At 63.9% G+C, this 21,125-nt stretch carries 15 protein-coding genes; 5 read left to right on the forward strand and 10 right to left on the reverse strand.

Annotation, left to right across the window (positions count from 1 at the left end):
- Nucleotide 1: 1 nt before the first annotated feature.
- The 4 genes from HU144_RS15065 to HU144_RS15080 all read right to left on the reverse strand — a co-directional run bounded on the left by HU144_RS15065 (nucleotide 2) and on the right by HU144_RS15080 (nucleotide 4,413).
- Complete coding sequence (locus HU144_RS15065) at nucleotides 2-1,246, reverse strand: 5-(carboxyamino)imidazole ribonucleotide synthase (RefSeq protein WP_442862660.1); 1,245 nt, start codon at nucleotides 1,244-1,246, stop codon at nucleotides 2-4.
- Between the two features lie 66 nt (nucleotides 1,247-1,312).
- Nucleotides 1,313-2,593: a methyltransferase gene (locus HU144_RS19485; RefSeq protein ID WP_235352002.1), complete on the reverse strand. Its 1,281-nt coding sequence runs from the start codon at nucleotides 2,591-2,593 to the stop codon at nucleotides 1,313-1,315.
- A gap of 69 nt (nucleotides 2,594-2,662) precedes the next feature.
- A complete protein-coding gene (locus HU144_RS15075) occupies nucleotides 2,663-3,826 on the reverse strand; it encodes an alkaline phosphatase family protein (RefSeq protein ID WP_235352003.1) in 1,164 nt (387 codons plus the stop codon).
- Nucleotides 3,826-4,413 (reverse strand): DUF5998 family protein, encoded by a 588-nt coding sequence (locus tag HU144_RS15080; RefSeq protein ID WP_143921215.1) that lies wholly within the window; start codon nucleotides 4,411-4,413, stop codon nucleotides 3,826-3,828. Before HU144_RS15080 ends, HU144_RS15075 begins: the two co-directional genes overlap by 1 nt.
- 145 nt (nucleotides 4,414-4,558) lie before the next feature.
- On the opposite strand from HU144_RS15080, the gene HU144_RS15085 reads away from it, so the two are divergent.
- The 3 genes from HU144_RS15085 (at nucleotide 4,559) to HU144_RS15095 (ending at nucleotide 11,082) form a co-directional block, all read left to right on the forward strand.
- Entirely contained in the window at nucleotides 4,559-7,231 is a 2,673-nt protein-coding gene (locus tag HU144_RS15085) for a bifunctional acetate--CoA ligase family protein/GNAT family N-acetyltransferase (RefSeq protein ID WP_235352004.1), read from the forward strand.
- Between the two features lie 239 nt (nucleotides 7,232-7,470).
- A complete protein-coding gene (locus HU144_RS15090) occupies nucleotides 7,471-8,025 on the forward strand; it encodes a TetR/AcrR family transcriptional regulator (RefSeq protein ID WP_235352005.1) in 555 nt (184 codons plus the stop codon).
- A gap of 303 nt (nucleotides 8,026-8,328) precedes the next feature.
- Entirely contained in the window at nucleotides 8,329-11,082 is a 2,754-nt protein-coding gene (locus tag HU144_RS15095) for a DNA gyrase/topoisomerase IV subunit A (RefSeq protein WP_235352006.1), read from the forward strand.
- 182 nt (nucleotides 11,083-11,264) lie between these two features.
- Here HU144_RS15095 and HU144_RS15100 read toward each other — a convergent pair whose 3' ends face one another.
- A complete protein-coding gene (locus tag HU144_RS15100; RefSeq protein ID WP_235352007.1) occupies nucleotides 11,265-12,884 on the reverse strand; it encodes an adenylate/guanylate cyclase domain-containing protein in 1,620 nt (539 codons plus the stop codon).
- Complete coding sequence (locus HU144_RS15105) at nucleotides 12,881-13,828, reverse strand: biotin--[acetyl-CoA-carboxylase] ligase (protein WP_235352008.1); 948 nt, start codon at nucleotides 13,826-13,828, stop codon at nucleotides 12,881-12,883. The genes HU144_RS15100 and HU144_RS15105 overlap by 4 nt, the downstream gene beginning before the upstream one ends.
- Before the next feature lie 67 nt (nucleotides 13,829-13,895).
- On the opposite strand from HU144_RS15105, the gene HU144_RS15110 reads away from it, so the two are divergent.
- Together HU144_RS15110 and HU144_RS15115 are read left to right on the forward strand one after the other, a co-directional pair.
- Nucleotides 13,896-15,476: an acyl-CoA carboxylase subunit beta gene (locus HU144_RS15110; RefSeq protein WP_198395293.1), complete on the forward strand. Its 1,581-nt coding sequence runs from the start codon at nucleotides 13,896-13,898 to the stop codon at nucleotides 15,474-15,476.
- Nucleotides 15,473-15,754, forward strand: coding sequence for a hypothetical protein (locus tag HU144_RS15115; protein ID WP_235352009.1), 282 nt, complete (start codon nucleotides 15,473-15,475; stop codon nucleotides 15,752-15,754). Before HU144_RS15110 ends, HU144_RS15115 begins: the two co-directional genes overlap by 4 nt.
- A gap of 227 nt (nucleotides 15,755-15,981) precedes the next feature.
- Here HU144_RS15115 and HU144_RS15120 read toward each other — a convergent pair whose 3' ends face one another.
- The 4 genes from HU144_RS15120 to HU144_RS15135 form a co-directional block, all read right to left on the reverse strand.
- Nucleotides 15,982-17,829: an MDR family MFS transporter gene (locus HU144_RS15120; RefSeq protein WP_235352010.1), complete on the reverse strand. Its 1,848-nt coding sequence runs from the start codon at nucleotides 17,827-17,829 to the stop codon at nucleotides 15,982-15,984.
- The gene (locus HU144_RS15125) at nucleotides 17,826-18,698 is read right to left on the reverse strand and encodes a TetR family transcriptional regulator (RefSeq protein ID WP_235352011.1); all 873 of its coding nucleotides are present in this window, start codon (nucleotides 18,696-18,698) and stop codon (nucleotides 17,826-17,828) included. The genes HU144_RS15120 and HU144_RS15125 overlap by 4 nt, the downstream gene beginning before the upstream one ends.
- A gap of 121 nt (nucleotides 18,699-18,819) precedes the next feature.
- Nucleotides 18,820-19,617: a carbon-nitrogen hydrolase family protein gene (locus HU144_RS15130; protein ID WP_235352012.1), complete on the reverse strand. Its 798-nt coding sequence runs from the start codon at nucleotides 19,615-19,617 to the stop codon at nucleotides 18,820-18,822.
- A gap of 180 nt (nucleotides 19,618-19,797) precedes the next feature.
- Nucleotides 19,798-20,994: an MFS transporter gene (locus HU144_RS15135; protein ID WP_235352013.1), complete on the reverse strand. Its 1,197-nt coding sequence runs from the start codon at nucleotides 20,992-20,994 to the stop codon at nucleotides 19,798-19,800.
- Nucleotides 20,995-21,125: the final 131 nt, after the last annotated feature.

Here is a 21,125-nt window from a genome sequence, read left to right on the forward strand (position 1 = left end):
ATCAGGCCCTTTCGTCGCTGGAGGTGGCGGCAGTGCCGGCCGAGTCATCGGCAGATGGCGTCGTGTTTGCGTCGAGATCTGCCGGGGCAGGCATCTGCGGATGCGGGTTGACGTCGATGCCGGCGATGAAGTCCGCAGCATGACGGGCGCGAGCCAGCACGAGATCCGCGTCCTGTCCGTAGGCGTTGACATGGCCGACTTTACGGCCTGGGCGCACGCCCTTGCCGTAGAGGTGGACCTTGACCGCAGGGTCGTGGGCCATCACATGCAGATAGGGGTGGTAGAGGTCTTCGTGGTCGGCGCCGAGGATGTTGACCATCACAGAGACGTCCTCACGGGCCGCAGGGCTGCCCAGGGGCAGGTCGAGGACCGCGCGGAGATGCTGTTCGAACTGGCTGGTCACGGCCCCGTCCTGAGTCCAGTGACCGGTGTTGTGGGGACGCATCGCAAATTCGTTGATGAGGAAGCCGTCGGCGGTCTCAAACAGCTCCATCGCCATCACACCGGTGACGTCGAGGGCACCGGCGACCTTGAGGATCGCCTCGGTGATCTCTCTCGATTTGCCTGCCGCCAGTCCCGGCGCGGGAGCAATGGCTTCCTTGCACACTCCGTTCTGCTGCCAGGTCTCAACGACGGGCCACACCGCAGTCTGGCCCATCGGGGAGCGTCCGACCATGACGGCGAGCTCGCGGGTGAAGTCCACCTTCTCCTCGGCGAGCAGCTGCCCGACCTCGTCGAGCCAGGTCACGGCCTCATCGATGGTGTCGATGACACGCACGCCCTTGCCGTCATAGCCGCCGCGAGGCGTCTTGAGGATGAAGGGGAATCCGACTCGCTGTGCGAATGATTCGACATCGGTGCGCGAGGTGATCTCTGCCCAGGCCGGGCTCGGCAGGCCGAGTTCGTCCATTCTCCTGCGCATGAGGATTTTGTCCTGAGCGAAGATGAGGGCCTGTGGTCCCGGGCGGACGGCGTGGCCCGCCTCGGCGAGGGCCTGCAGATGTTCTGGCGGAACATGCTCATGGTCGAAGGTCACCACGTCGACCGTCTCGGCGAAGGCTTTGAGGGTCGCGAAGTCCGTATAGTCTCCGACGCTCACCTCATTGATGACCTGGGTGGCCGGGGCATCAGCGGTCTCGGCGAGGACCGAGAAGCGGATGCCGAGGGCTTCTGCGGCAGGGGCAAGCATACGTGCCAATTGGCCGCCGCCAATGACACCAACACGAGGAAAAGTCACGTACACCATCCTATCGTCCGCCGCGGACATGAGATGCGCAGGTTCAGCATTTGAGCTCGGATGAGGAGATCAGCCTCAGGTGGAACGACGCAGTCTCCACAGCGAAGTGACTTCGGCCCCGCGAGCCCTGTGGAGTTCGTCCTCGGCATCCGCGGCACGGGGGTGGCGCGGGGTCGTGTCGTGTCGATCGTGGACGCGCAGGCCAGCAGCGGTGATGCGTTCGAGCAGTTCCTCCCGGGCCCGCAGGCCCAAGTGCTCGGCGAGGTCGGACAGAATCAGCCATCCCTCGCCCGCCGGGCTCAGGTGCGCGGCCAGCCCGTCGATGAAGCGGTGGAGCACATCGGATCCCGGGTCGTAGATGCCGGCCTCGAGGGCAGACGTCGGCCGAGCGGGCAGCCACGGCGGGTTGCACACGATGAGGTCAGCGCGTCCTTGCGGGAAGAGATCAGCCTCGACCACCTCGGCGGATGAGGCGAGACCGAGGCGGCCCAGATTCTCTTGCGCACACGCCACAGCACGCGGATTGATGTCCGTGGCCACGACCCGGTCGACACCGCGGCGCAACAGCACAGCGGCGAGGACGCCGGTGCCCGTGCCGAGGTCGAAGGCCGTCTTCGGTGCGCATGTCTGCGGTGCGGAAGAGTTCGATGTGGATGTGGGTGAGTTCGGTGTGGAGAAGATGCCGGTGCCGGAGTCGGGAAACGGTGTCTGTGCGACGAGGTCGACGTATTCGCCGCGGATCGGGGAGAACACGCCGTATCGCGGGTGGATGTCCTCGCCAAGGGCGGGAATGGCCACGCCCCTGAGCTGCCACTGGTAAGCACTGAGCACCCCGTTCAGCTCGGTCAGCGAGACGCACATCGGTCCTGTCGATGGGCCGTAGGCGGCCTCGCAGGCCAAGCTCACATCGGGAGCACGGCGCAGGTTCAGCAGGTAGTCGCCGTCGAGTTCGACGATCAGTGCACCAAGCAGACGGGCTCGTTCAGCAATGTAGCGACGCTGTGCTTCGAAGGCACCTGCACCGCTGAGGCCTCCCGCATCGCCGCCGGGGTTGTCCAGCTTGCGGCGAGAGCGCTTGCCGGCTCCATGTTTGCCGCCGCCGCGGCGGGCACTGTTGCGTTTGAAGCGGCGGTCCATCGCCTGCAGCAGCTGACGTCCGTTGTGATAGTCCCCGCGCCACAGCAGCGCTGTCCCCGATCGGGCCAGCCGGTAGGCGGCATCGGCGGTGATGTCGTCGCTGATGACCGTCACCTGTGCCGGGGCGGCCGACTGGTTCTCCGAATGCCAGGTCGCCGATCGTTCGGCTCCGTCCTCGGTCCAGCGAAGTGCAGTCGCCGCCGGTTCGGGTTCTGTCACTGTGGGTTCCTGGATGCTCTGTTCATCGAAAGGCTCTGTTCATCACACTACTGTGTTCACGGACTCGACTCACACCACGAGCAGGGGAATGTGGAGTTCGCGTTCCGTCGTCGACCCGTGGTGGCCGATGAGCGCGATAGCGGAGGCGGATTCGTTGTCCGAGTCGACGATGGCGAATTCGTCCTGGCAGATGACCATGAAGTCGCCGATGCGCTGACGGAAGCGGGGGTCGACGGGACCAAAGTAGCCGCGCCGGATGGCCTCATCGCGGCTGAGGATGAGCGCCCTGTCCCTCACTGTCTCGGTCCACGCCGAGTAGATGTCGGCTTCGGCGCCCTCCTCGGCATAGAGGTGGACGGCGCGCGGTTCGCCGCCGACATGCCTGACGCCCTGCCGCAGTTCGGGGGCATCGGCAAGGTCGAGACGCAAGTTGTGGTCGATGTCGACCATGCCGTGATCGGCGGTGACGATCATCGACGAATCGGCAGGCAGACCGTTGGCCAGCTGCGACAGTGCCAGGTCGACGTGTTCGAGCTCCTCGGTCCACTGCGAGGAGTTCGATCCGTGGACGTGGCCCGTCTTGTCGAGGTTGCCCCAGTAGAGGTAGACCAGCCGACGGCCGGGAGCCTTCGCCTCTTCGATGGCCTGAGCGCAGCGCTGTTCGAGCGTTTTCGAAGCCCGGAACCGGCCCCCACGCAGGGAAGCCCGATTCAGGCCGCGACCGGCGAACTTCGCCTCGCCGAGGCTGACCACGTCGACCTCGGCCGCGGTGAGCCGCTCGAACAGGGTCGCATCGGGCACCCAGGCAACCGGGTCGACGTCGAGGTCCCAGGTCAGCTGGTTGAACACAGCGTCTTTGGCTGGGTCGAGGACGCGGTATCCGACGACGCCGTGTCCACCGGGCAGACGCCCTGTGGCCAAGGAGGACAAGGAGTTCGCGGTCGTCGAGGGGAACCCTGTGGACAGGGTCCGTCGTGAGGCCGCCAGGGACCGGAAGAATGGAGTGTAGCCGCTGTACTGCTTGAGCTGGCTCTCTCCCATACCGTCGATGAGGACGACGATCGTCGTCCTCGAATCCCGGTCAAGGCCCAGCGACTGTGCCCGAGCACGCGCCGAATCATCGAAGATGTCCCCCGCGCCGAGGCTGAGGGCCGCGGCGGGAACCACGTCGGAGAGGATGGGCCCGGAGTAGTCGGGTGGCCCCGTCAGGGGTGAAGTGCTCGCATCTGCCATCAGCGGCGAGACCGCAGCCTGGCTTGGAACACCGCGGCACGCAGCTTTCCGGCGAATTCTCCGATGCGATCAACTGCCGCCTGACCTTCGGCTTCGGCGGACACGCGCAGCATGACGTCTTCAGAGAAGATGGATCCGCCGTAGCCGTGATCGGCCGCGCAGTCCGGGTCACCACAGGTCTCCGGGAAGGCTTCGATCCGTCGAGAGGCGCCCCATGACATGGTCAGAGACACCTCGACGGGCTTGTCGCCGGGAATGAATGCAGCAGGGTCGGCAAACGTCCGGCCGACCATGACGGTGCCGAGACGCTCGAGTTCGATGTCCTCGCTGCTCGTCACGGCCCGCGGTTTGGAACCGGGTGCAGCGTTCGGGTCATCGTCGACGTGCGCAAGCAGCAGACGTGTCTCGGTGAGCACGAAGGCGGTGACGTGACGGTGGATGGATTCGATGTCGACATGCGTATCGATGTGAACGAAATGAGCAAGCACCGGTTCGTCGAACAGAGAATCAGCCAGAATCCCCTGTGTGAGCTGTGGGTAGTATCCGGCCGACTGCAGATCGTGAACGAGAACTTCGGGTAAAGCCATGACTCCCATTGTGCCGTACTCGCCCGACTCTTCCCACTTCGCCCCATTCCTTCGGCTCCCGCTCTGCGACTCCTTCGGCTCCCGCTCTGCGACCTTGCAGGTCATGTTCGGCCCGGGACCTTCGCCATCCGCTTATGCTGGGAGCATGGAAAACTATCCTTCCGAGTGGGAAGCCGATGTCGTCCTGCGCGATGGTGGCACCGCCCATCTGCGTCCCATCGTCCCTGGCGATGCCGATGCACTCTCGAAGATGCATGAGGCCCAGTCGCCCGAGTCCATCTACCTGCGTTTCTTCGCCCCGCTGCCCCGGTTGCCCAAGCGCGATCTGGACCGGTTCGTCACCGTTGACCATCGCGACCGAGTGGCCATGATCATGCTGGTCGGATCCGATATCATCGGCGTCGGCCGCTTCGACAAGATCTCAACCACCTCCGCCGAGGTGGCCTTCAATATCGCCGATGCCCACCAGGGACGCGGCATCGGCTCGATCCTCCTAGAGCATCTCGCCGCCGCAGCCCGGGATCTGGGGATCCGCAGATTCACCGCCGAGGTGCTGCCTCAGAACCGATCGATGCTGCAGGTCTTCCAGGCCGCCGGCTACGAGGTCTCCCGCGGTTTCGACGACGGCGTCGTGGCCGTGAACTTCGACATCGACCCGACGGCACGGTCGATCGAGGTCCAAGCCTCTCGGGAGCACCGTGCCGAGGCACTGAGCGTGCGCACGGTCCTCCACCCCACCTCGGTGGTGGTCATCGGAGCCAGCCGCAAACGCAACTCCACCGGCCATCTCCTGATCCGCAACATCACCTCGGCGAAGTTCACCGGCGACCTCTGGGTCGTCCACCCGGAAGTGGACCAGATCGCCGGAGTCCAGGCGTATCCGAGCCTGGATGATCTGCCCGGCAAGGCAGACCTCGCCGTCATCGCTGTGCCTGCGGAGTCCGCCACCGAGGTGGTCCAGGAGTGCGCGGCCCACGGGGTCAAAGCGGTCCTCGTCATCTCCTCGGGATTCGCCGAGACCGGTGAGGCCGGGGCCGAGCTGCAGCGCCAGATGGTCTCCACCGCCCGCGCCTACGGGATGCGCGTGGTCGGCCCGAACTCGTTCGGCCTCGTCAACGAGTCCGAGAACATCTCGCTGAACACATCGCTGGCTCCGTTCCTGCCGGCATCGGGCACGCTCGGCCTGTTCAGCCAGTCGGGCGCGTTGGGCACCGCTCTGCTGGCGGCGGCGAAGAAGCGCGGACTCGGCATCTCCACATTCGTCTCCGCAGGCAACCGCGCCGACCTCTCCGGCAACGACGTCCTCCAATACTGGGAGGAGGATCCGGCGACGAAGACCGTCGGCCTCTACCTCGAATCGATCGGCAACCCGCGCAAGTTCGCCCGCATCGCCCGCCGGGTCTCACGCGTCAAACCGGTTGTCGTCATCAAATCCGACCTCACCGGCCGCGAGCTGCCGCCCGGGCACATCGTGCGCACCTCATCCCTGGCACCGAACACCCTCGACCAGGTGCTCGGTCAGGCCGGCGTGATCAGAGCCGATACGATCCACCAGCTCTTCGACTTAGCCCAGGTGTTCTCGACCCAGTCCCTGCCCGCGGGCAGGCGCCTGGGAGTCGTCGGCAACTCGGCGGCGATGGCCACCCTCGTCATCCAGCGAGCTCGCTCCGAGGGTCTGCACGTCGAAGCCGACCCGGTGTCTCTGCACCCGGAGGTCGAGGCAGAGACGTTCCGGGACGAGCTCGAGGCGATGTATGCCCGCGCGGACATCGACTCCGTGATCGTCACCTTCACCCCCTCGGCCGGAGCTGAGGAATCCGAGATCGCGGCCCACCTCGCCGAGGCGGCGGCCCGTTCGCAGAAGACGACCGTGGCCTGCTTCCTCGGCATCCAAGGCGTCCAGGACGAGCTGACCACTCACCTCAGCGACAGCGAAGGCAACCGCAACTCGCACACCGTACCCAGCTACGTCGGCCCCGAAGACGCCGTATGGTCCCTGGCCAGAGCCACCGACTACGCCCGCTGGCGAGGCGCTGACCACGGCCGTTTCCTTGAGGTCGAAGACCTCGACGACAAGGGCGTGCGCACTATCATCGAATCCGCACTCTCCGAGGCCCAGACGGGCCGACCCGTTCGGCTCGAGCGGGATCAGGCGAGGGCTCTGCTGTCCTGCTACGGGATCGAGGTGCTGCCCCACATCACCGCCGCCTCGGTGGACGAAGCCCTGTCCGCTGCCGACGACATCGGCTATCCGGTCGCGCTCAAGGCCGTATCGACCACGCTGCGCCATCGGATGGAGCTGGGTGGTGTGCGACTGAACATCGACTCACCGGAGGAGTTGCGCGAGGACTTCCAAGCGATCCAGGAGACCATCAGCTCCCTACTCGTCGACGAGGACCCTCTGGTCGACGTGCAGGCCATGGCTCCCCCGGGAGTGCCCTGCGTCATCCGCGCCGGCGAGGACCGGCTGCTGGGGCCGTTGCTGTCGTTTTCCCTGGCCGGGGATACGACGGAGCTGCTCGGCGATGTCGAACATCGCGTGGCCCCGTTGACGGACAAAGATGCTGAGGACATGATCCGATCGGTCAAGTCCTCGCCGAGGCTGTTCGGCTATCGGGGTCTGCCACCGGTGAATATCGATCCACTGAAGGATGTGCTCGAACGCCTGTCGGTGCTCGTCGAGAGGCACCCGCAGATCCTCGAACTCGAAATCCACCCCATGGTCGCCACCGTGACCGGCGGACATCTTCTGAGCGTGAGGATTGATCTGCTCACTGATTCCACACGGATCGATTCGACGCGGAGACTGCTGAGCTGACACGCCCGGGAAATTCAGATACGGCCCATTTAGTGAGAACCGACTGCCAGTTTGGCGAGTCTTATACCAATTCTTCTCTATTGCAGGTAGTGTCTGTATCCGTTCGGCACGAAACGTTATGAATTCGTGTTTTAGTGTGTGGCCATACATTGGCCATAGTCTGTGGCCAGCCACTGGCCATCCACCATCCAAAAGGCACCTGCACTGCGGGTGCCTCACGAGAGTGAGGCCTGAAAGAAATGATTTCACGAAGAGACGTCGTCACCGACTCCGCGATTGCTGTAGTCGCCGAACAGGGAGTTCGTGGACTCACCCACAGGGCAGTCGATGCCCTCGCCGAGCTGCCCGTCGGCTCGACATCGAATGTCTACCGTACCCGTGATGCCCTGATCACTGGAATCATGGAGCGCATCGGAGACCTCAACTCGCAGCAGCTCGACCGTCTGCCGGACATGTTCCGGGACAGCGGAAAGTCCGCGCTGGAGATCTCCGTCGATTTCTGCATGAACTGGCTGACCACCGACCGCAACCGCTTCTACACGATGATCATGCTCAGCCTCGACCCGGCCCTGCCCGACGAAGCCTTGGCCGCGAAGCAGAAGAACACCGCGAAGATCGACGAGTTCGTCATGCGACTGGCCAAAGTCGATGCTGAGATGGCTCGCACGATGAACAGCTCCGTGATGGGAATGATGATCACCGAACTGATCGCAGGAACGGCCGATCGCCCCCACGTAGAATCGTTCATGGGGCAGTTCCTCACGTGGGTGGACAGCAACACGACGCAGGCCTGAACTCTCCGAACAGGCCTGACCTCTCCGAACAGATCTGAACTCTTCGGACCTGAACTCTTCGCTGGCACAGTTCTGAAGCCGCTGCGGCGCACAGACGCTCACACACTTCGACAACACACGCGCGCCCCGATCTTCACGCCGCGGACGCTTTCAGACAACGACACGGACGCCCCGGAAATGCGGGCTTGAGCCGTAGAACTCAAATCGAACGCTAGAATCGACGGGTGCTCTCCGTTGTCGATGCCGAACCTCGGCGTGTGAGAGAGCACCCGGAGCGGAAAATTCGTGCGTCAAAGGAGTTCCATGACCGAAGGCAGAGTCATCGATGTCGACGTCTCGTCAGAGATGGAGAGTTCGTTCCTCGAATATGCGGTCTCGGTCATCCACTCCCGCGCCCTGCCCGATGCCAGGGATGGGCTGAAGCCCGTCCAGCGTCGCATCGTCTACCAGATGGGCGACATGGGTCTGCGCCCCGAGCGTGGACATGTGAAGTCCTCCCGCATCGTCGGCGATGTGATGGGCAAGCTCCACCCCCACGGTGACACTGCGATCTACGATGCGCTGGTGCGCCTGAGCCAAAGCTTCATCATGCGCGTACCGCTCGTCGACGGCCATGGAAACTTCGGTTCCCTCGACGACGGTCCTGCCGCCCCGCGTTACACGGAGGCCCGGCTGACCTCGGCCTCCATGCAGATGATCGCAGGCCTCGAAGAGGACGTCGTCGACTTCGTCGGGAACTACGACAACACACTCACCCAGCCCGAGGTTCTGCCCAGTGCGTTCCCGAATCTGCTCATCAACGGCACGTCCGGAATCGCCGTGGGCATGGCCACCAATATGGCTCCGCACAATCCGGGTGAGGTCATCGCCGCCTGCTGCCACCTGATCCGCAATCCTGAGGCCGGCCTGGCCGAGCTGATGCGCTTCATCCCCGGCCCCGATCTGCCCACCGGCGGACGGATCATCGGCCTCGATGGGGTCCGTGAGGCCTACGAAACCGGTCGCGGTACGTTCCGCACCAGAGCCACGGTCTCGATCGAGAACATCAACGCCCGCCGCAAAGGCATCGTCGTCACCGAGCTGCCCTACCTCGTGGGACCGGAGAAGGTCGTGTCCAAGGTCAAGGACGCAGTCGGGGCGAAGAAGCTCACCGGCATCGCTTCGATCGATGACTACTCGGACCGCAAGAACGGAATGCGTCTGGTCATCGGCATCAAGAACGGGTTCAATCCGGAGGCAGTCCTCGCTGAGCTCTACCGGCAGACCCCGCTCGAGGAATCGTTCAGCATGAACAACGTCTGCCTCGTCGACGGCCAGCCGCGGACACTGGGTCTGCGCGAGCTGCTGACCGTCTACCTCGCCCACCGCATCGACGTCATCCGCCGCCGCACCGTGTTCCAGCTGCGCAAGGCCAAGGACCGCCTCCACCTCGTCGAGGGTCTGCTCATTGCGATCCTCGACATCGACGAGGTCATCCAGCTCATCCGCTCCTCCGACGATGCGGCCACGGCGCGCACACGTCTGATGGACGTCTTCGAGCTCTCGGAGCTCCAAGCCACCTACATCCTCGATCTGCAGCTGCGCAGGCTGACCAAGTTCTCGCGCATCGAGCTCGAAGCCGAGCGTGACGAACTGCGTAAGAAGATCGACTACCTCGAGGACCTGCTCGCCGATGAGGCCAAGCTGCGCGAACTCGTCGCCACGGAGCTCGAGGCGACGGCGGAGGCCATCGGATCGCCTCGGCGCACGGTTCTCATCGAAGGATCGATGAAGGAGCTCTCAGCCAAGGGCAAGAAGGCCCAGTCTGACCTCAAGATCGCCGACGCTCCCTGCCGGGTCCTCCTCTCGACCTCCGGGCGCATCGCCCGAACCGCTGATGCCTCGGCGCTGCAGAGGATCGGGAAGCGCTCGAGCCATGACGCGCTGCGATCGGAGATCGTGTCGACGACTCAGGGCAAGGTCGGTGCGGTGACCTCGACAGGTCGTCTGCACATGGTCGATGTCGTCGACCTGCCGGCTCTGCCGCCGGCTGCAACACGTCCGAACGTCGCCGGCGGCGTCAAGATCGCCGACTACGTGACGCTGGAGAAGAATGAGACTGTCCTCGGTCTCATCGACCTCGACCGTGAGTTCGTCGTCGGCACCGCAGGCGGAGTCGTCAAACGCGTGTCCGTGGCTGCCAGGCCGAACAAGAGCGAGTGGGAAGCGATCACACTCAAGGGCAAGGACTCCGTCATCGGCGTTGCTCAGCCGAAGGACATCGATGAGTCCCTGGCGGTGTTCGTGACCTCGAATGCGCAGCTGCTGGCCTTCGATGCCTCCGGGCTGCGGGCACAGGGCTGGAACGCCTCTGGTGTGGCCGGGATGAAGGTCGCCGCCGAGGCGCGTGCGCTGTTCTTCGGCATGACTCCCAAGGAGGCCAAGACCGACGAGGACGGCGACGCCGACACCAGCGTCGGCACGTTCGCCGTGGTCACAGTCGCCAGTGGTGAGAACTTCTACGGCGCACCATCGTCATCGATCAAGGTCAGCGACTTCTCCGAATATCCGACCAAGGGCCGTGCGACCTCGGGTGTGCGTGCCCACAAGTTCCTCAAGGGCGAAACCGAGCTGTCCCTGGCCTGGGTCGGCGACACCCCGCAGGCGGCTGCCCAGGCGGGAGGGGCCAGGACCCTTCCAGCCGAGATGTCCAAGCGCGATGCCACAGGCTCGCCCCTCGAGTCCAAGATCGACGTCATCGGAACGGTCCCTCGCCTCGGCGGCGCCGAAGATCCTGTCGGCGACGGTGCTGCAGGCGGCTCCGCGGGTGATGGCGGTGCTGCTGGTGGCGGCTCCGCTGCGGGCGCTGCGGGTGGCGAGCCCGGCGGAGGTTCGACGTCCCCGGCTGCGACCCGCACGCAGGGATTGGCGACGAATTTCGACGAGCTCGATCTCGACCTTGATGACGGGCGTGATCTCGATGAGGCGAAAGAAGAGATCGCCCGTTCGAAGATCGATTCCGACGACGCCGTCATCGTCTCCCATGACGACGATGACGACGACACAGCGCTGTTCTGAGGAATTGGCGAGGAAAAGCTGCCCTGCCGTCAGAAGTGATCTCGATCAAAGACCACTTCACCAGTGATACCCGTACTCGCATAGACAACCACTGCAGCTGTATGACTTCCAGCTAACGGTGCGAAGTGCGTCCACCGGTGCGGCGTGGACCTAACGGTGCGGGATATGCCGTGGCGTCTGGCTCAGTTTTCGTCGTCGTCGAGGTCCAGCTGCATTCGGGCAGCCGTTCCACGCTTCATCTCGCCGATGCCGGTCTCCCCCAGCCCCTGGAGCGACAGAGATTCGCGCCGCTCGAACACATAGGCATCCGAGGCGGAGAGCACCCGAGCCGTGTCCTCATCGGTGAAGATCGTTCCCGGATCGGCAACCGCGGTCAGCCGGGCAGCCAGATTGACGCTCGACCCGAAGATGTCGCCCAGGCGAGACAGGACCCTGCCCCAGACGAATCCGACGCGGGCCTGCGGCAGATCCTCGGCCGCTGTCACACGCTCCATCAAGGTCATCGCGATCTCTGCTCCGGCCAACGGCGTCTCGGCGGCGAAGAACACCTCATCGCCGACGGTCTTGATGACTCGACCGCCTCCGGTGGCCACGATGTTGTAGGCCATGCCCTGGAACTCCTGCACCAGATTCGCCAGCTGTCTGGGCTCCATCTTCTGTGAAAGACGCGTGTAGGAGACGAGGTCGATGAAGCCGACCGCGCGTGCCAGCGGCATCGAGGAGTCGTACCAGCCCTGCCTGTTGTCGATGGCCAGACCATCGGAGACGTTGACGTTGAGCCGTCCCATCACCTCGGCGAGGTTGCGCCGCCAGGAATACGTCAGCATCTTCTGCAGAGGATCGACCATGTCCTCGACGAGCTGCAGCGCGTCGCGTCTGGCCTCGGGATCGGTCAGGCCCTCCTCCTCAGTGAGGAAGTCGACGAGAGTCTCCATCTGCCATACGACGAGACGGTCCGTGGTCTGACCGATCGCGCGGGCCAGCGACAAGGCAGTGCTCTGATCGATGAGGCCGTCGGCGACAGGCTTGGCCCACATGCGCAGCGCATGGGCGTCGCTGACGGTGTAGGCCTTCTCTGTGCCGTCCGTCTGGGACATGCCCAATGCTCGCCACATCTTGCGCGCAGAGACCGTGGAGATGCCCCCGAGTTTCGCCGCTTCACGCCGGTCGAGCACGCGTTTGCCGTCGAGCAGGATCTCTTCGAGCCGTTCGGCCGCGGTGCGGGTTTCGTAGATGGTTTCGTCTTCGTCTGCCTCGTCGAGGATCTGCAGGGCCGCGGTGCGCGGATCTTCGTGCAGTCCTCCGAAGAAATCGCCGCCCGCCTGATCGCCTGAGGAGTTCTCGTCAGTTGATTCCTCATCTTCTGCCCAGGGGACCGTCGACATCGCCGAGGTGGCCGGCAGTGTGGCGGGCAGGTCCTCGTCGCCGTGCTCGATCCCCTGGATGGAGGGTGGCGCCGAGGCGGCTGGGGGCTCAGTGGCATTCGGCGACGAGTCGATCTGGTCGTCCGTGATCACCGGAATCGAATTGGGTCCCTGGGAGGAGGTGGGTCCCTGGCTCGATTCCCCAGCTTCAGACGACCTTTGAGCGTCACTGCTGTCCTGCTGGGCGGAGTCCTGCCCCCGGGTGGACCGGGTGGACTCCTGCTCCTCTGTCCCGTTCGACGTTGAGTCGTCCGAAGCTGCCCTGTCAGAAGCAGTGTCGTTCGAGTCGACGCCGTTCGACGCGGTGTCGTCGGTGCCGCCCGCAGCCTCGTCGGGCACGATGTTGAATTCGGCGGTGAAGTCCGAGACGCCTGTCATCTGCGGCCCCCAGATTCTGTCCCTGTGATTTCGGGCCCCATAATGTCACCGGCTGGTCGCAGGTGATGGACATCGCCTGCACTGACGCTGATGTCATCGTCGATGATGAGGTCGCCACCGGCGTCGAGCCCCGTGGCACGGCCGTAGAGGTTGCTTCCGTCTGGCCGTTCGACCCTGACTTGTGTCCCGAGTGTCACCATATTCGCACGCACCTCTTCGCCGACCGTGCTCCGGCTGAAATCGTCATCGTCATACTCGACAAGCTCCCTGTAGGCAGGAATCAGTGTGCTCAGAATTGAGATTAACAAGTCTTCATGAGCAACTTCTGAGCCGTCCGTATCCTTTTCGATCGCAATGGAGCTGGCGCTCTCACGAGGCAGATCATCACGTTGCAGGCGGGTATTGATTCCCATGCCCAGAACGATTCGCGGCCCTGTCGGCAGCGGTTCGACCCGAGCGAGGATCCCGCACAGCTTCTTCCCGTCCTGCGTCAGCACATCATTGGGCCACTTGAGGACGGCAGGCACACCCACCTCGGCGATGGCGGCTCGCACGGCCTCACCGGCGATCAGAGGAATCCACCCCCACGAGTCGAAGACGGAACCCGGTGCCAGCAGAATCGAAAACGTCAGGGACCGGCGCGGGGGCACTGTCCAGGTCCGACCCAAACGGCCGTGGCCGGCGCTCTGATGATCGGTGCCGTAGACGGAGAACTCGGCGGGCACCTCGGCGAGGTCGCTGCTCTCTGAGCACGCGATCCGGCGCATGCGATCGGTGGGGACGTCGGTGAGGGTGGATTGTCCGCGCACCAGTGCAGCCAGCTCGTCGTTCGTCGACGAACACACGTCGTCCCAGATGACAGCGGGTAGATCGAAACCACGGTCCGCAGCCTTGCGGCGCAGTGATTCGACATCGACGAGGAAGGAATTGTGTTGGCTGTTCACCAGTCCACTTTAGATTCTTTTGGCGAGAGTGCACAATGATCGCACCGTGCGTCGTTATTGTGGAGGCATGACGGATACCCCACGTACAACAGCCGAGCGCATCGACGCTTTCGTCCAGCGCCGGGACGCGGCCCACACCGGCAATGTGAAGTCGGTGGAGAACCAGCACAAACGCGGCAAGCAGACCGCTCGCGAACGCATCGAAGCGCTCCTCGACGAGGATTCGTTCCAGGAGATCGACGAGTTTGCGCGCCACCACAACCACCAGTTCGGGATGGAGAACAACCGCCCCGATGGTGACGGTGTCGTGTGCGGTCTGGGCACGATCGAGGGCAAGACCGTGGCCGTGTTCGCTCACGACTTCACCGTCCTCGGCGGCTCCCTCGCCGAGGCGAATGGTCGGAAGATCGTCAAGGTCCAGAAGCTTGCCATCAAGCTGGGCTGCCCCATCATCGGCATCAACGACTCCGGCGGCGCCAGAATCCAGGAGGGTGTGGGCTCGATCGCCCTGTTCGCAGAGATCTTCCGCCTCAATGTGGCTTCCTCCGGCGTGATCCCGCAGATCTCGCTCATCATGGGCCCATCGGCCGGCGGTGCCGTGTACTCCCCCGCGCTGACCGACGTCACGATCATGGTCGATCAGACCAGTCACATGTACATCACCGGCCCCGACGTCATCAAGACCGTCACCGGCGAAGAGGTCGGCCATGAGGAGCTGGGAGGTGGCCGCACGAACAACACCGTGTCCGGCAATGCCCACTACCTGGCCAGCGACGAGGACGATGCACTGAACTATGTGCGCGACCTGCTCTCATTCCTGCCGCAGAACAACCTCGACCCCGCCGATGCCGACGAATTCGAATCGGACCTGAGCGTCGCACCTGAGGATGAGGCCCTGGATTCGCTCATGCCGGATTCGCCGTCACAGCCCTATGACATCCTCGATGTCGTCACCACCGTGCTCGACGATGCAGAATTCCTGCAGGTCTCCGAACTCTTCGCCCCGAACGTCGTCACCGGATTCGGACGCGTCGAGGGAGTCAGCGTCGGGGTCATCGCGAACCAGCCGATGCAGCTGGCGGGAACGTTGGACATCGATGCCTCGGAGAAGGCCGCCCGTTTCGTGCGCCTCTGCGATGCCTTCAACATTCCGATCCTCACCTTCGTCGACGTGCCCGGATTCCTGCCCGGCACAGATCAGGAGTTCAGCGGCATCATCCGCCGCGGGGCCAAGCTCATCTACGCCTACGGTGAGGCGACGGTCCCCCTGATCACTCTCATCACCCGCAAGGCCTACGGCGGAGCGTACTGCGTCATGGGATCCAAACAGCTCGGCGCAGACATCAACCTCGCCTGGCCCAGCGCGCAGATCGCGGTCATGGGCGCTCAGGGTGCGGCGAACATCGTCTACCGGCGCAAGCTCAAGGCCGCCGGTGAAGCGGGCGAGGACGTCGATGCGCTGCGTGACGAGCTGATCCAGGACTACGAGGATGCCCTCCTCAACCCGTATCTGGCGGCCGAAGAGGGCTACATCGACGCGGTCATCAAGCCGAGCGAGACCCGAAACCGGATCGTGCGCGGGCTGCGGGCGCTGAAGAACAAGCATGTTGACGCTCCAGCGCGCAAGCACGGTAACATCCCACTATGAGCCAGGATGCACAAGAGGCCACAGCCACCTCGGCGGTCGAGGATCGGACGCAGGTGCGAGCACACGACGGCGAGCCCGTCAGCGACGACTTGGCCAAGGCTGCAGCGGTGGCGGCCGTCGTTGCGATCCGCCAGGTGGCCCTTGCCTATGCTGCCAATCAGGCGGCGGCATTGGACCAGATGGAGACGGCGAAGCACGATCGCGCAGGGTTCAATGCCCCACGCCGCAACGTGCGCCGACGTCTCCCCCAAGCCTGGACGCAGACGCTGGGACGCTGACAGTAGGTCGCTGACAGCCAGCACTGAACACTCGGACGACACACTTCGGGCGCCGACAGTTGAACTGCCGGCGCCCGAAGCATGTCACCCTGTGCCCGTTCGCCAAGGGGACCACTTACCGTCGAGCGGGCAGATTACAGCTGGCTCCCTCGACGGTAAGCAGTCCCCTCGACGGTAAGCAGTCCCCTCGATGCCACCGGCGGGTCGGTGGCATTGGGGGTGTCAGCTCACCTCAGCCGGTATTGGTCCTTCGCCGGGTCGGCTCCAGGCTCCACCTGGTGATTGGCACCCACCTCATGGTTGGCCCCCACCTGATGGATGGTTCCTGTATCGACTCCAGGATGAGGTGCGTATCCGTCATCGACGGTGACCGTGCTCAGACGCTGAGTACTACGCCCGTCGGCCGTCGACGAACCGGCTGCCGAGTCACCCGAACCCGTCACCGAGTCCCCCGAAGCGCTCGTCACGCCTCGTGTCGGACCGCCCATATCGTCACCGTAGACAGCTTCACCGCGGGCCACCATTCCGGCGACGTCGGAGAGCTTGAGCTGCGGCAGGAACCAGGCGAGGACGAAGGCCACGAGGAACACCGGCACCATGTACCAGAACGAGGGTGCCAAGGCATCCGCGTAGGCGTTGACGACGAGGTCGTGGATGGGTCCGGGCAGCGAGGCCACAGACTCCGGTGTCAGCGAGTCGGTGGTCGGAGCGCCAGCCCCGGCACCACCCGCACCTGCACCACCGCCGGGTGCCTGCGACATCGCTTCGCCGACCTTGTCTGCCAGCCGGGAGGTGAATATCGACCCGAACAGTGCCGTGCCCACCGAGGCACCGATCTCGCGGAAGTAGTTGTTCGTCGAGGTTGCGGTGCCCACCAGTTCCGGGGCCACGGAGTTCTGAATGACGAGGACGATGATCTGCATGACCAGGCCCAGGCCGAAGCCCATGGTGAAGATCATGCATCCGATGAGCACCATCGAGGTATCGGCCGTCAGCGTGGTCATCCAGGCCAGAGCAATGCCGGCGATGAGGGTGCCGAAGAGCGGGTAGATCTTGTACTTGCCGGTCTTCGACACGATGAAGCCGGAGACGATGGAGGTCAGCATGACACCGGCCATCATCGGCAGCATGAGCAGGCCGGATCCTGTCACATCTGTCCCGGATGCCATCTGCATGAACGTGGGCAGGAACGCCATTGCGGAGAACATGCCCAGGCCCAGCAGCAGGCCGATGACTGTCGATAGGACGAAGGTCTTGTTCTTGAACAGGAAGATCGGGATGATCGGGTTGCTGACCTTGGATTCGACATAGACGAAGATGGCAGCGGAGACCACAGTGCCGATGATCAGGGAGATGATGGTCGGCGAGTTCCAGTCATAGTCGTGACCGCCCCAGCTGGTGACGAGGATCAGCTGCGAGGTCGCTGCCACCATGAAGATGATGCCCAGGACGTCGACCTTCTTATCCGACTTGTGGCTGGGCAGCTTGAGGGCGAAGAGCGCGATGAAGAATGCGATGATGCCGATCGGGACGTTGATCCAGAAGCACCAGCGCCAGTCCATGTGCTGGGTGAAGAATCCACCCAGGACCGGACCGAGCACGCTTGAGATCGCAAACAGGCCGCCGAGCGGGCCCATGTACTTGCCGCGTTCGCTGGCGGGAATGATGTCGGCGATGATGGCCTGCGACAGGATCATCAGACCGCCGCCGCCCAGTCCCTGGAAGCCGCGCCAGGCGATGAGTTCCCAGAAGGACTGGGCCATGCCGGACCCGAATGAGCCGACGACGAAGATCGCGATCGCGACGAGGAAGATGACCTTCCTACCCCACATGTCGCCGAACTTTCCATACAGCGGCATGACGATGGTCATCGCCAGCAGGTAGATGGTCACCAGCCAGGCCTGATGCTCGACACCGTCGAGTTCACCCACGATTGTCGGCATTGCCGTCGACACGATCGTCTGGTCCAGGGTCGCCAGGAACATGGCGGCCATGAGCGCGGAGAAGATCAGGACGATCGTCTTCTTGGTCAAGACGATCGGGGCTTTCTCCGCAGTTTCGATTGCTGAACTCATGCCGATTCCTCCTCAAAGATGTCTCGTAGTTCGTCGAACAGTTCTTCGATGACCGGGGCCGGGTCGCCCTCGACCTTGCGCAGACGCATGAACGTCGCCTTGATCGACATCATCGCCAATGCAGCCAGGGCCTCGGCGCGGATGGACACCGACACCCCGTCGCCGTCGTCATGGCAGTGACCTGAGCCGGAATCATCGGACGAGGCCTTGGTCGCCGAGGTGGCCGCCGGGTTCTCGTCGGTCGCAGGGGTTCTCGAGGTCGTCGTCCCCCCATCGAGGCGACGTTGGATCATCTCGCGGAACAGGCGCTCATTGCTGCCCATGCGAGACATCTGAACCTGCATGAGCGAGGGATCCTGCTTCAGCAGCTGGTGATACTGGTGCATCTCTTCACGTTTGTTCATCCGTGTCCGTACGACCGAGGCCAGCAGGTGCTGGAGGTCGGCCAGGAGTCGACCGTTCGGACCGCCGGCTTCGAAAGTTTCGATGGCGGGCTGGTCCTCATCGTCGAAGACGGTGTCGGCGCGGCCCAGCAGGGCCTCTTCTTTGCTGGAGAAGTAGTTGAAGAAGGTGCGCCGTGAGACCCCGCAGCGTTCGCAGATGTCTTCGACGGTGACGTTGGCGTACCCGTTCTCAAGTGCCAGTTCGAGGGCTGCCTGACGCAGAGCCTGGCCACGCTCGCGCTTCTTCCGCTCGCGCAGTCCCTCGGGCTGGTCGGTGGCAGTGACGTTCGAGTCGGCATTGGCGTTCGGGTCGGCGGCGCCGTTCGCGACGCTAGCGGCGTTCGGGTCGGCGGCGCCATCGGCGCGTCCAGGCTCGTCCGCAGCCGAGTTGGCGCGCGTGGGCTCGCCAGAAGATGTGGAATGCATAGTCACATTATTGCACGCTGTGCATTTTTGCCTCAAGTGCAACTATTGTGTTCTGTGGCACACTCCCGGTCCGCTTCCCGGACCCCATCGGTTCGCCGGCACCCGGACTCCGCGCGGCGGCTCAGTACCCGAGCTTGGCGTTCGTCAGCACCGGAATGGCTTCGGCAGCCTTGCCCGCAGCGGCGAGGTCCACCTCGACGACGTCAAGAGCCTCTTCGCCCCCGAGTGAGGAGATGACGTGACCGAAGGGATCGGAGACGAGGCTGTGGCCGACGCCGGTCGGTCCCTTCTTCGGCACCTCCACACCGCTGACTTCGGGGTCGGCCTGGCCGATGGCGGCAACGAACATGTTGGAGTCCAGTGCCCGGGCACGAGCCAGAGTCTCCCATTGTTCGACCTTGCCCTTCCCCGCACCCCAGGACGCGGAGACGATGGCGAGTTTGGCACCACGACGGCTGATCTCTGCATACAGCTTCGGGAAGCGGATGTCATAGCACAGGGTCAGTCCGACGTTCTCACCGTCGAGGTCGATGACGACCGGGTCCGCACCGGGGACGACTGTATCGGATTCCTTGAAGCCGAAGGCATCGTAGAGGTGGATCTTCGCATAGTCGCGGCGCTCACCCCGGGGCGGGTAAACGGCAAGCAGGTTGATCACCTTCTCGCCTGAGGTGGCGAACTCGCCGACGATCACGGTGATTCCGGCCTCGGTCGCCAATTCGGCCATCGCCGTCCGCCAGGACTCGGTATTCGCCTCGGCAAAATCGCGTAGGCCCGGGCCGAAGGCGGACATCGTGGCCTCGGGGAAGACGACGAACGCGGCGCCCGCCTCGGCGGCCCTGTTCGTGTAGTCCCGGACCTTGTCGAGGTTGTCCGCAACTGTGGTGGTGGAGTTGATCTGCGCGAGCGCGAATTTCATGGCCAGTCCTTGCGATCCGGGAGTGTCAGCGGTGCGTTCAGACTATCGCGATCCCACGCGCGGAGAAACCTCCGTCCAGCAGGCAGTGACCTTCGTCCACCCGGCTGTGACCTCCGTCCGGCCAACGGCGATCTCCGTCCAGCAGGCAGGGCAGCGTCCTCCGTCTGGCCAACGGCGTCCTCAGTGCAGGTATTCGCGACCTGGACGACCACCTCGGCGACGGCCGTGGACGAAGTAGTAGAGGATCATGGCCAGCACCACGAGACCGCCGCAGAGCATGAACATGCCGTTACCGCCGGTGAGCGGCATGATGGCGCCGAGGATGATCGGCCCGATACCCGATCCGGCGTCAAGGAGTAAGAAGAAAGAAGAGGTTGCGACGGCCACTCGCGACATCGGCACCGATTTCACGGCGATCGCCTGCATGCACGGCATGAGGGATCCGAATCCCAGCCCGACGAAGACGCCGGCGAGGATGATCCCCGTCATGGTCGGCCACATGGCCAGCAGGATGTTGCCCACGAGATTGAAGACGAAGACGGGGTAGATGACGAAGTTGTCGCCCAGGGTGTCCTGCAGGCGACCGACGAACAGTCGTGCGATCAGTGAGGCCACGGCGAAGGCGACGAAGAACAGGGAGGCAGCACTCGCGACACCGTTGTCCTCGGCATAGCCGGCGAGGAACACGAGCGCCGCGGCATATGCGGTGCCGACGACGAGCATGATCGAACCGATCCGCAGACCTGCCGGGTCGACGAGTGTGGAGAGTTTGAGATGCCATTTGCTGCGTCGCTGATAGTCACTGAGTTCCTGCTTCGGCAGTTTGATGATGAAGCAGAGGATGAAGGCGACGAGCGACATGAACGCCGAGGCGCCGAAGAGCATCGGGAAGTCGTAGGCGCGCGGGAGGACGACACCAAGATAGGGCCCCAGAGCCGTCGACAGCGTGGTGGCGGTGCCGAAGTATCCGGTGCCCTCACCTCGGCGAGAGGAAGGGATCACGCTTTGGATCGCGGTCATGATGGCCGTGTTGCCGGCCCCGAATGCGATGCCGTGGATGATGCGGATGGCGAGGAGCCAGACCAAGGTGTCGGCGAAGATATAGGCCACGGAGGCGAGGATCGAGATTGCCATCGTGATGATGAGCAGTTTCCGTCGACCGATGAAGTCCAGGTACTTTCCGGTCAGCACACGCGCGACGACGGCACCCACGACGAAGGAGGAGGACGCGAAGCCGGCAGCTGCCTCACCTGCGGAGAATCTGGCGACGGCGTAGCCTGCCATGGACGTCATGAGGAGGTAGAACACCATCGACATCGACAGGTTGAGACCGATGCCGACGACGAAGTCCTTGGTCCATAGCTGTGCCCGTGCCACTGAAGATCAGTCTCTCTTCCTGTCGAATGATGCGCTCCGTCCCCAGGCTGCCCGTTGAGATCGGCGCTTCGCGGTCAGTGCTGATCGGCTGTGATCGGCTGATCGCTGAGATCGGTCAATCTCTGAGATCG

The organism is Brevibacterium sp. UCMA 11752 (assembly GCF_021532235.1).
Taxonomy (GTDB): domain Bacteria; phylum Actinomycetota; class Actinomycetes; order Actinomycetales; family Brevibacteriaceae; genus Brevibacterium; species Brevibacterium antiquum.

What these genes read in the sequence shown, in the direction of transcription:
- HU144_RS15065 (WP_442862660.1), bottom strand. Translation starts at nt 1,246, where the DNA reads ATGGTGTACGTGACTTTTCCTCGTGTTGGTGTCATTGGCGGCGGCCAA.
- HU144_RS15075 (WP_235352003.1), bottom strand. Translation starts at nt 3,826, where the DNA reads ATGGCAGATGCGAGCACTTCACCCCTGACGGGGCCACCCGACTACTCC.
- HU144_RS15080 (WP_143921215.1), bottom strand. Translation starts at nt 4,413, where the DNA reads ATGGCTTTACCCGAAGTTCTCGTTCACGATCTGCAGTCGGCCGGATAC.
- HU144_RS15085 (WP_235352004.1), top strand. Translation starts at nt 4,559, where the DNA reads ATGGAAAACTATCCTTCCGAGTGGGAAGCCGATGTCGTCCTGCGCGAT.
- HU144_RS15090 (WP_235352005.1), top strand. Translation starts at nt 7,471, where the DNA reads ATGATTTCACGAAGAGACGTCGTCACCGACTCCGCGATTGCTGTAGTC.
- HU144_RS15095 (WP_235352006.1), top strand. Translation starts at nt 8,329, where the DNA reads ATGACCGAAGGCAGAGTCATCGATGTCGACGTCTCGTCAGAGATGGAG.
- HU144_RS15100 (WP_235352007.1), bottom strand. Translation starts at nt 12,884, where the DNA reads ATGACAGGCGTCTCGGACTTCACCGCCGAATTCAACATCGTGCCCGAC.
- HU144_RS15110 (WP_198395293.1), top strand. Translation starts at nt 13,896, where the DNA reads ATGACGGATACCCCACGTACAACAGCCGAGCGCATCGACGCTTTCGTC.
- HU144_RS15115 (WP_235352009.1), top strand. Translation starts at nt 15,473, where the DNA reads ATGAGCCAGGATGCACAAGAGGCCACAGCCACCTCGGCGGTCGAGGAT.
- HU144_RS15120 (WP_235352010.1), bottom strand. Translation starts at nt 17,829, where the DNA reads ATGAGTTCAGCAATCGAAACTGCGGAGAAAGCCCCGATCGTCTTGACC.
- HU144_RS15125 (WP_235352011.1), bottom strand. Translation starts at nt 18,698, where the DNA reads ATGCATTCCACATCTTCTGGCGAGCCCACGCGCGCCAACTCGGCTGCG.
- HU144_RS15130 (WP_235352012.1), bottom strand. Translation starts at nt 19,617, where the DNA reads ATGAAATTCGCGCTCGCGCAGATCAACTCCACCACCACAGTTGCGGAC.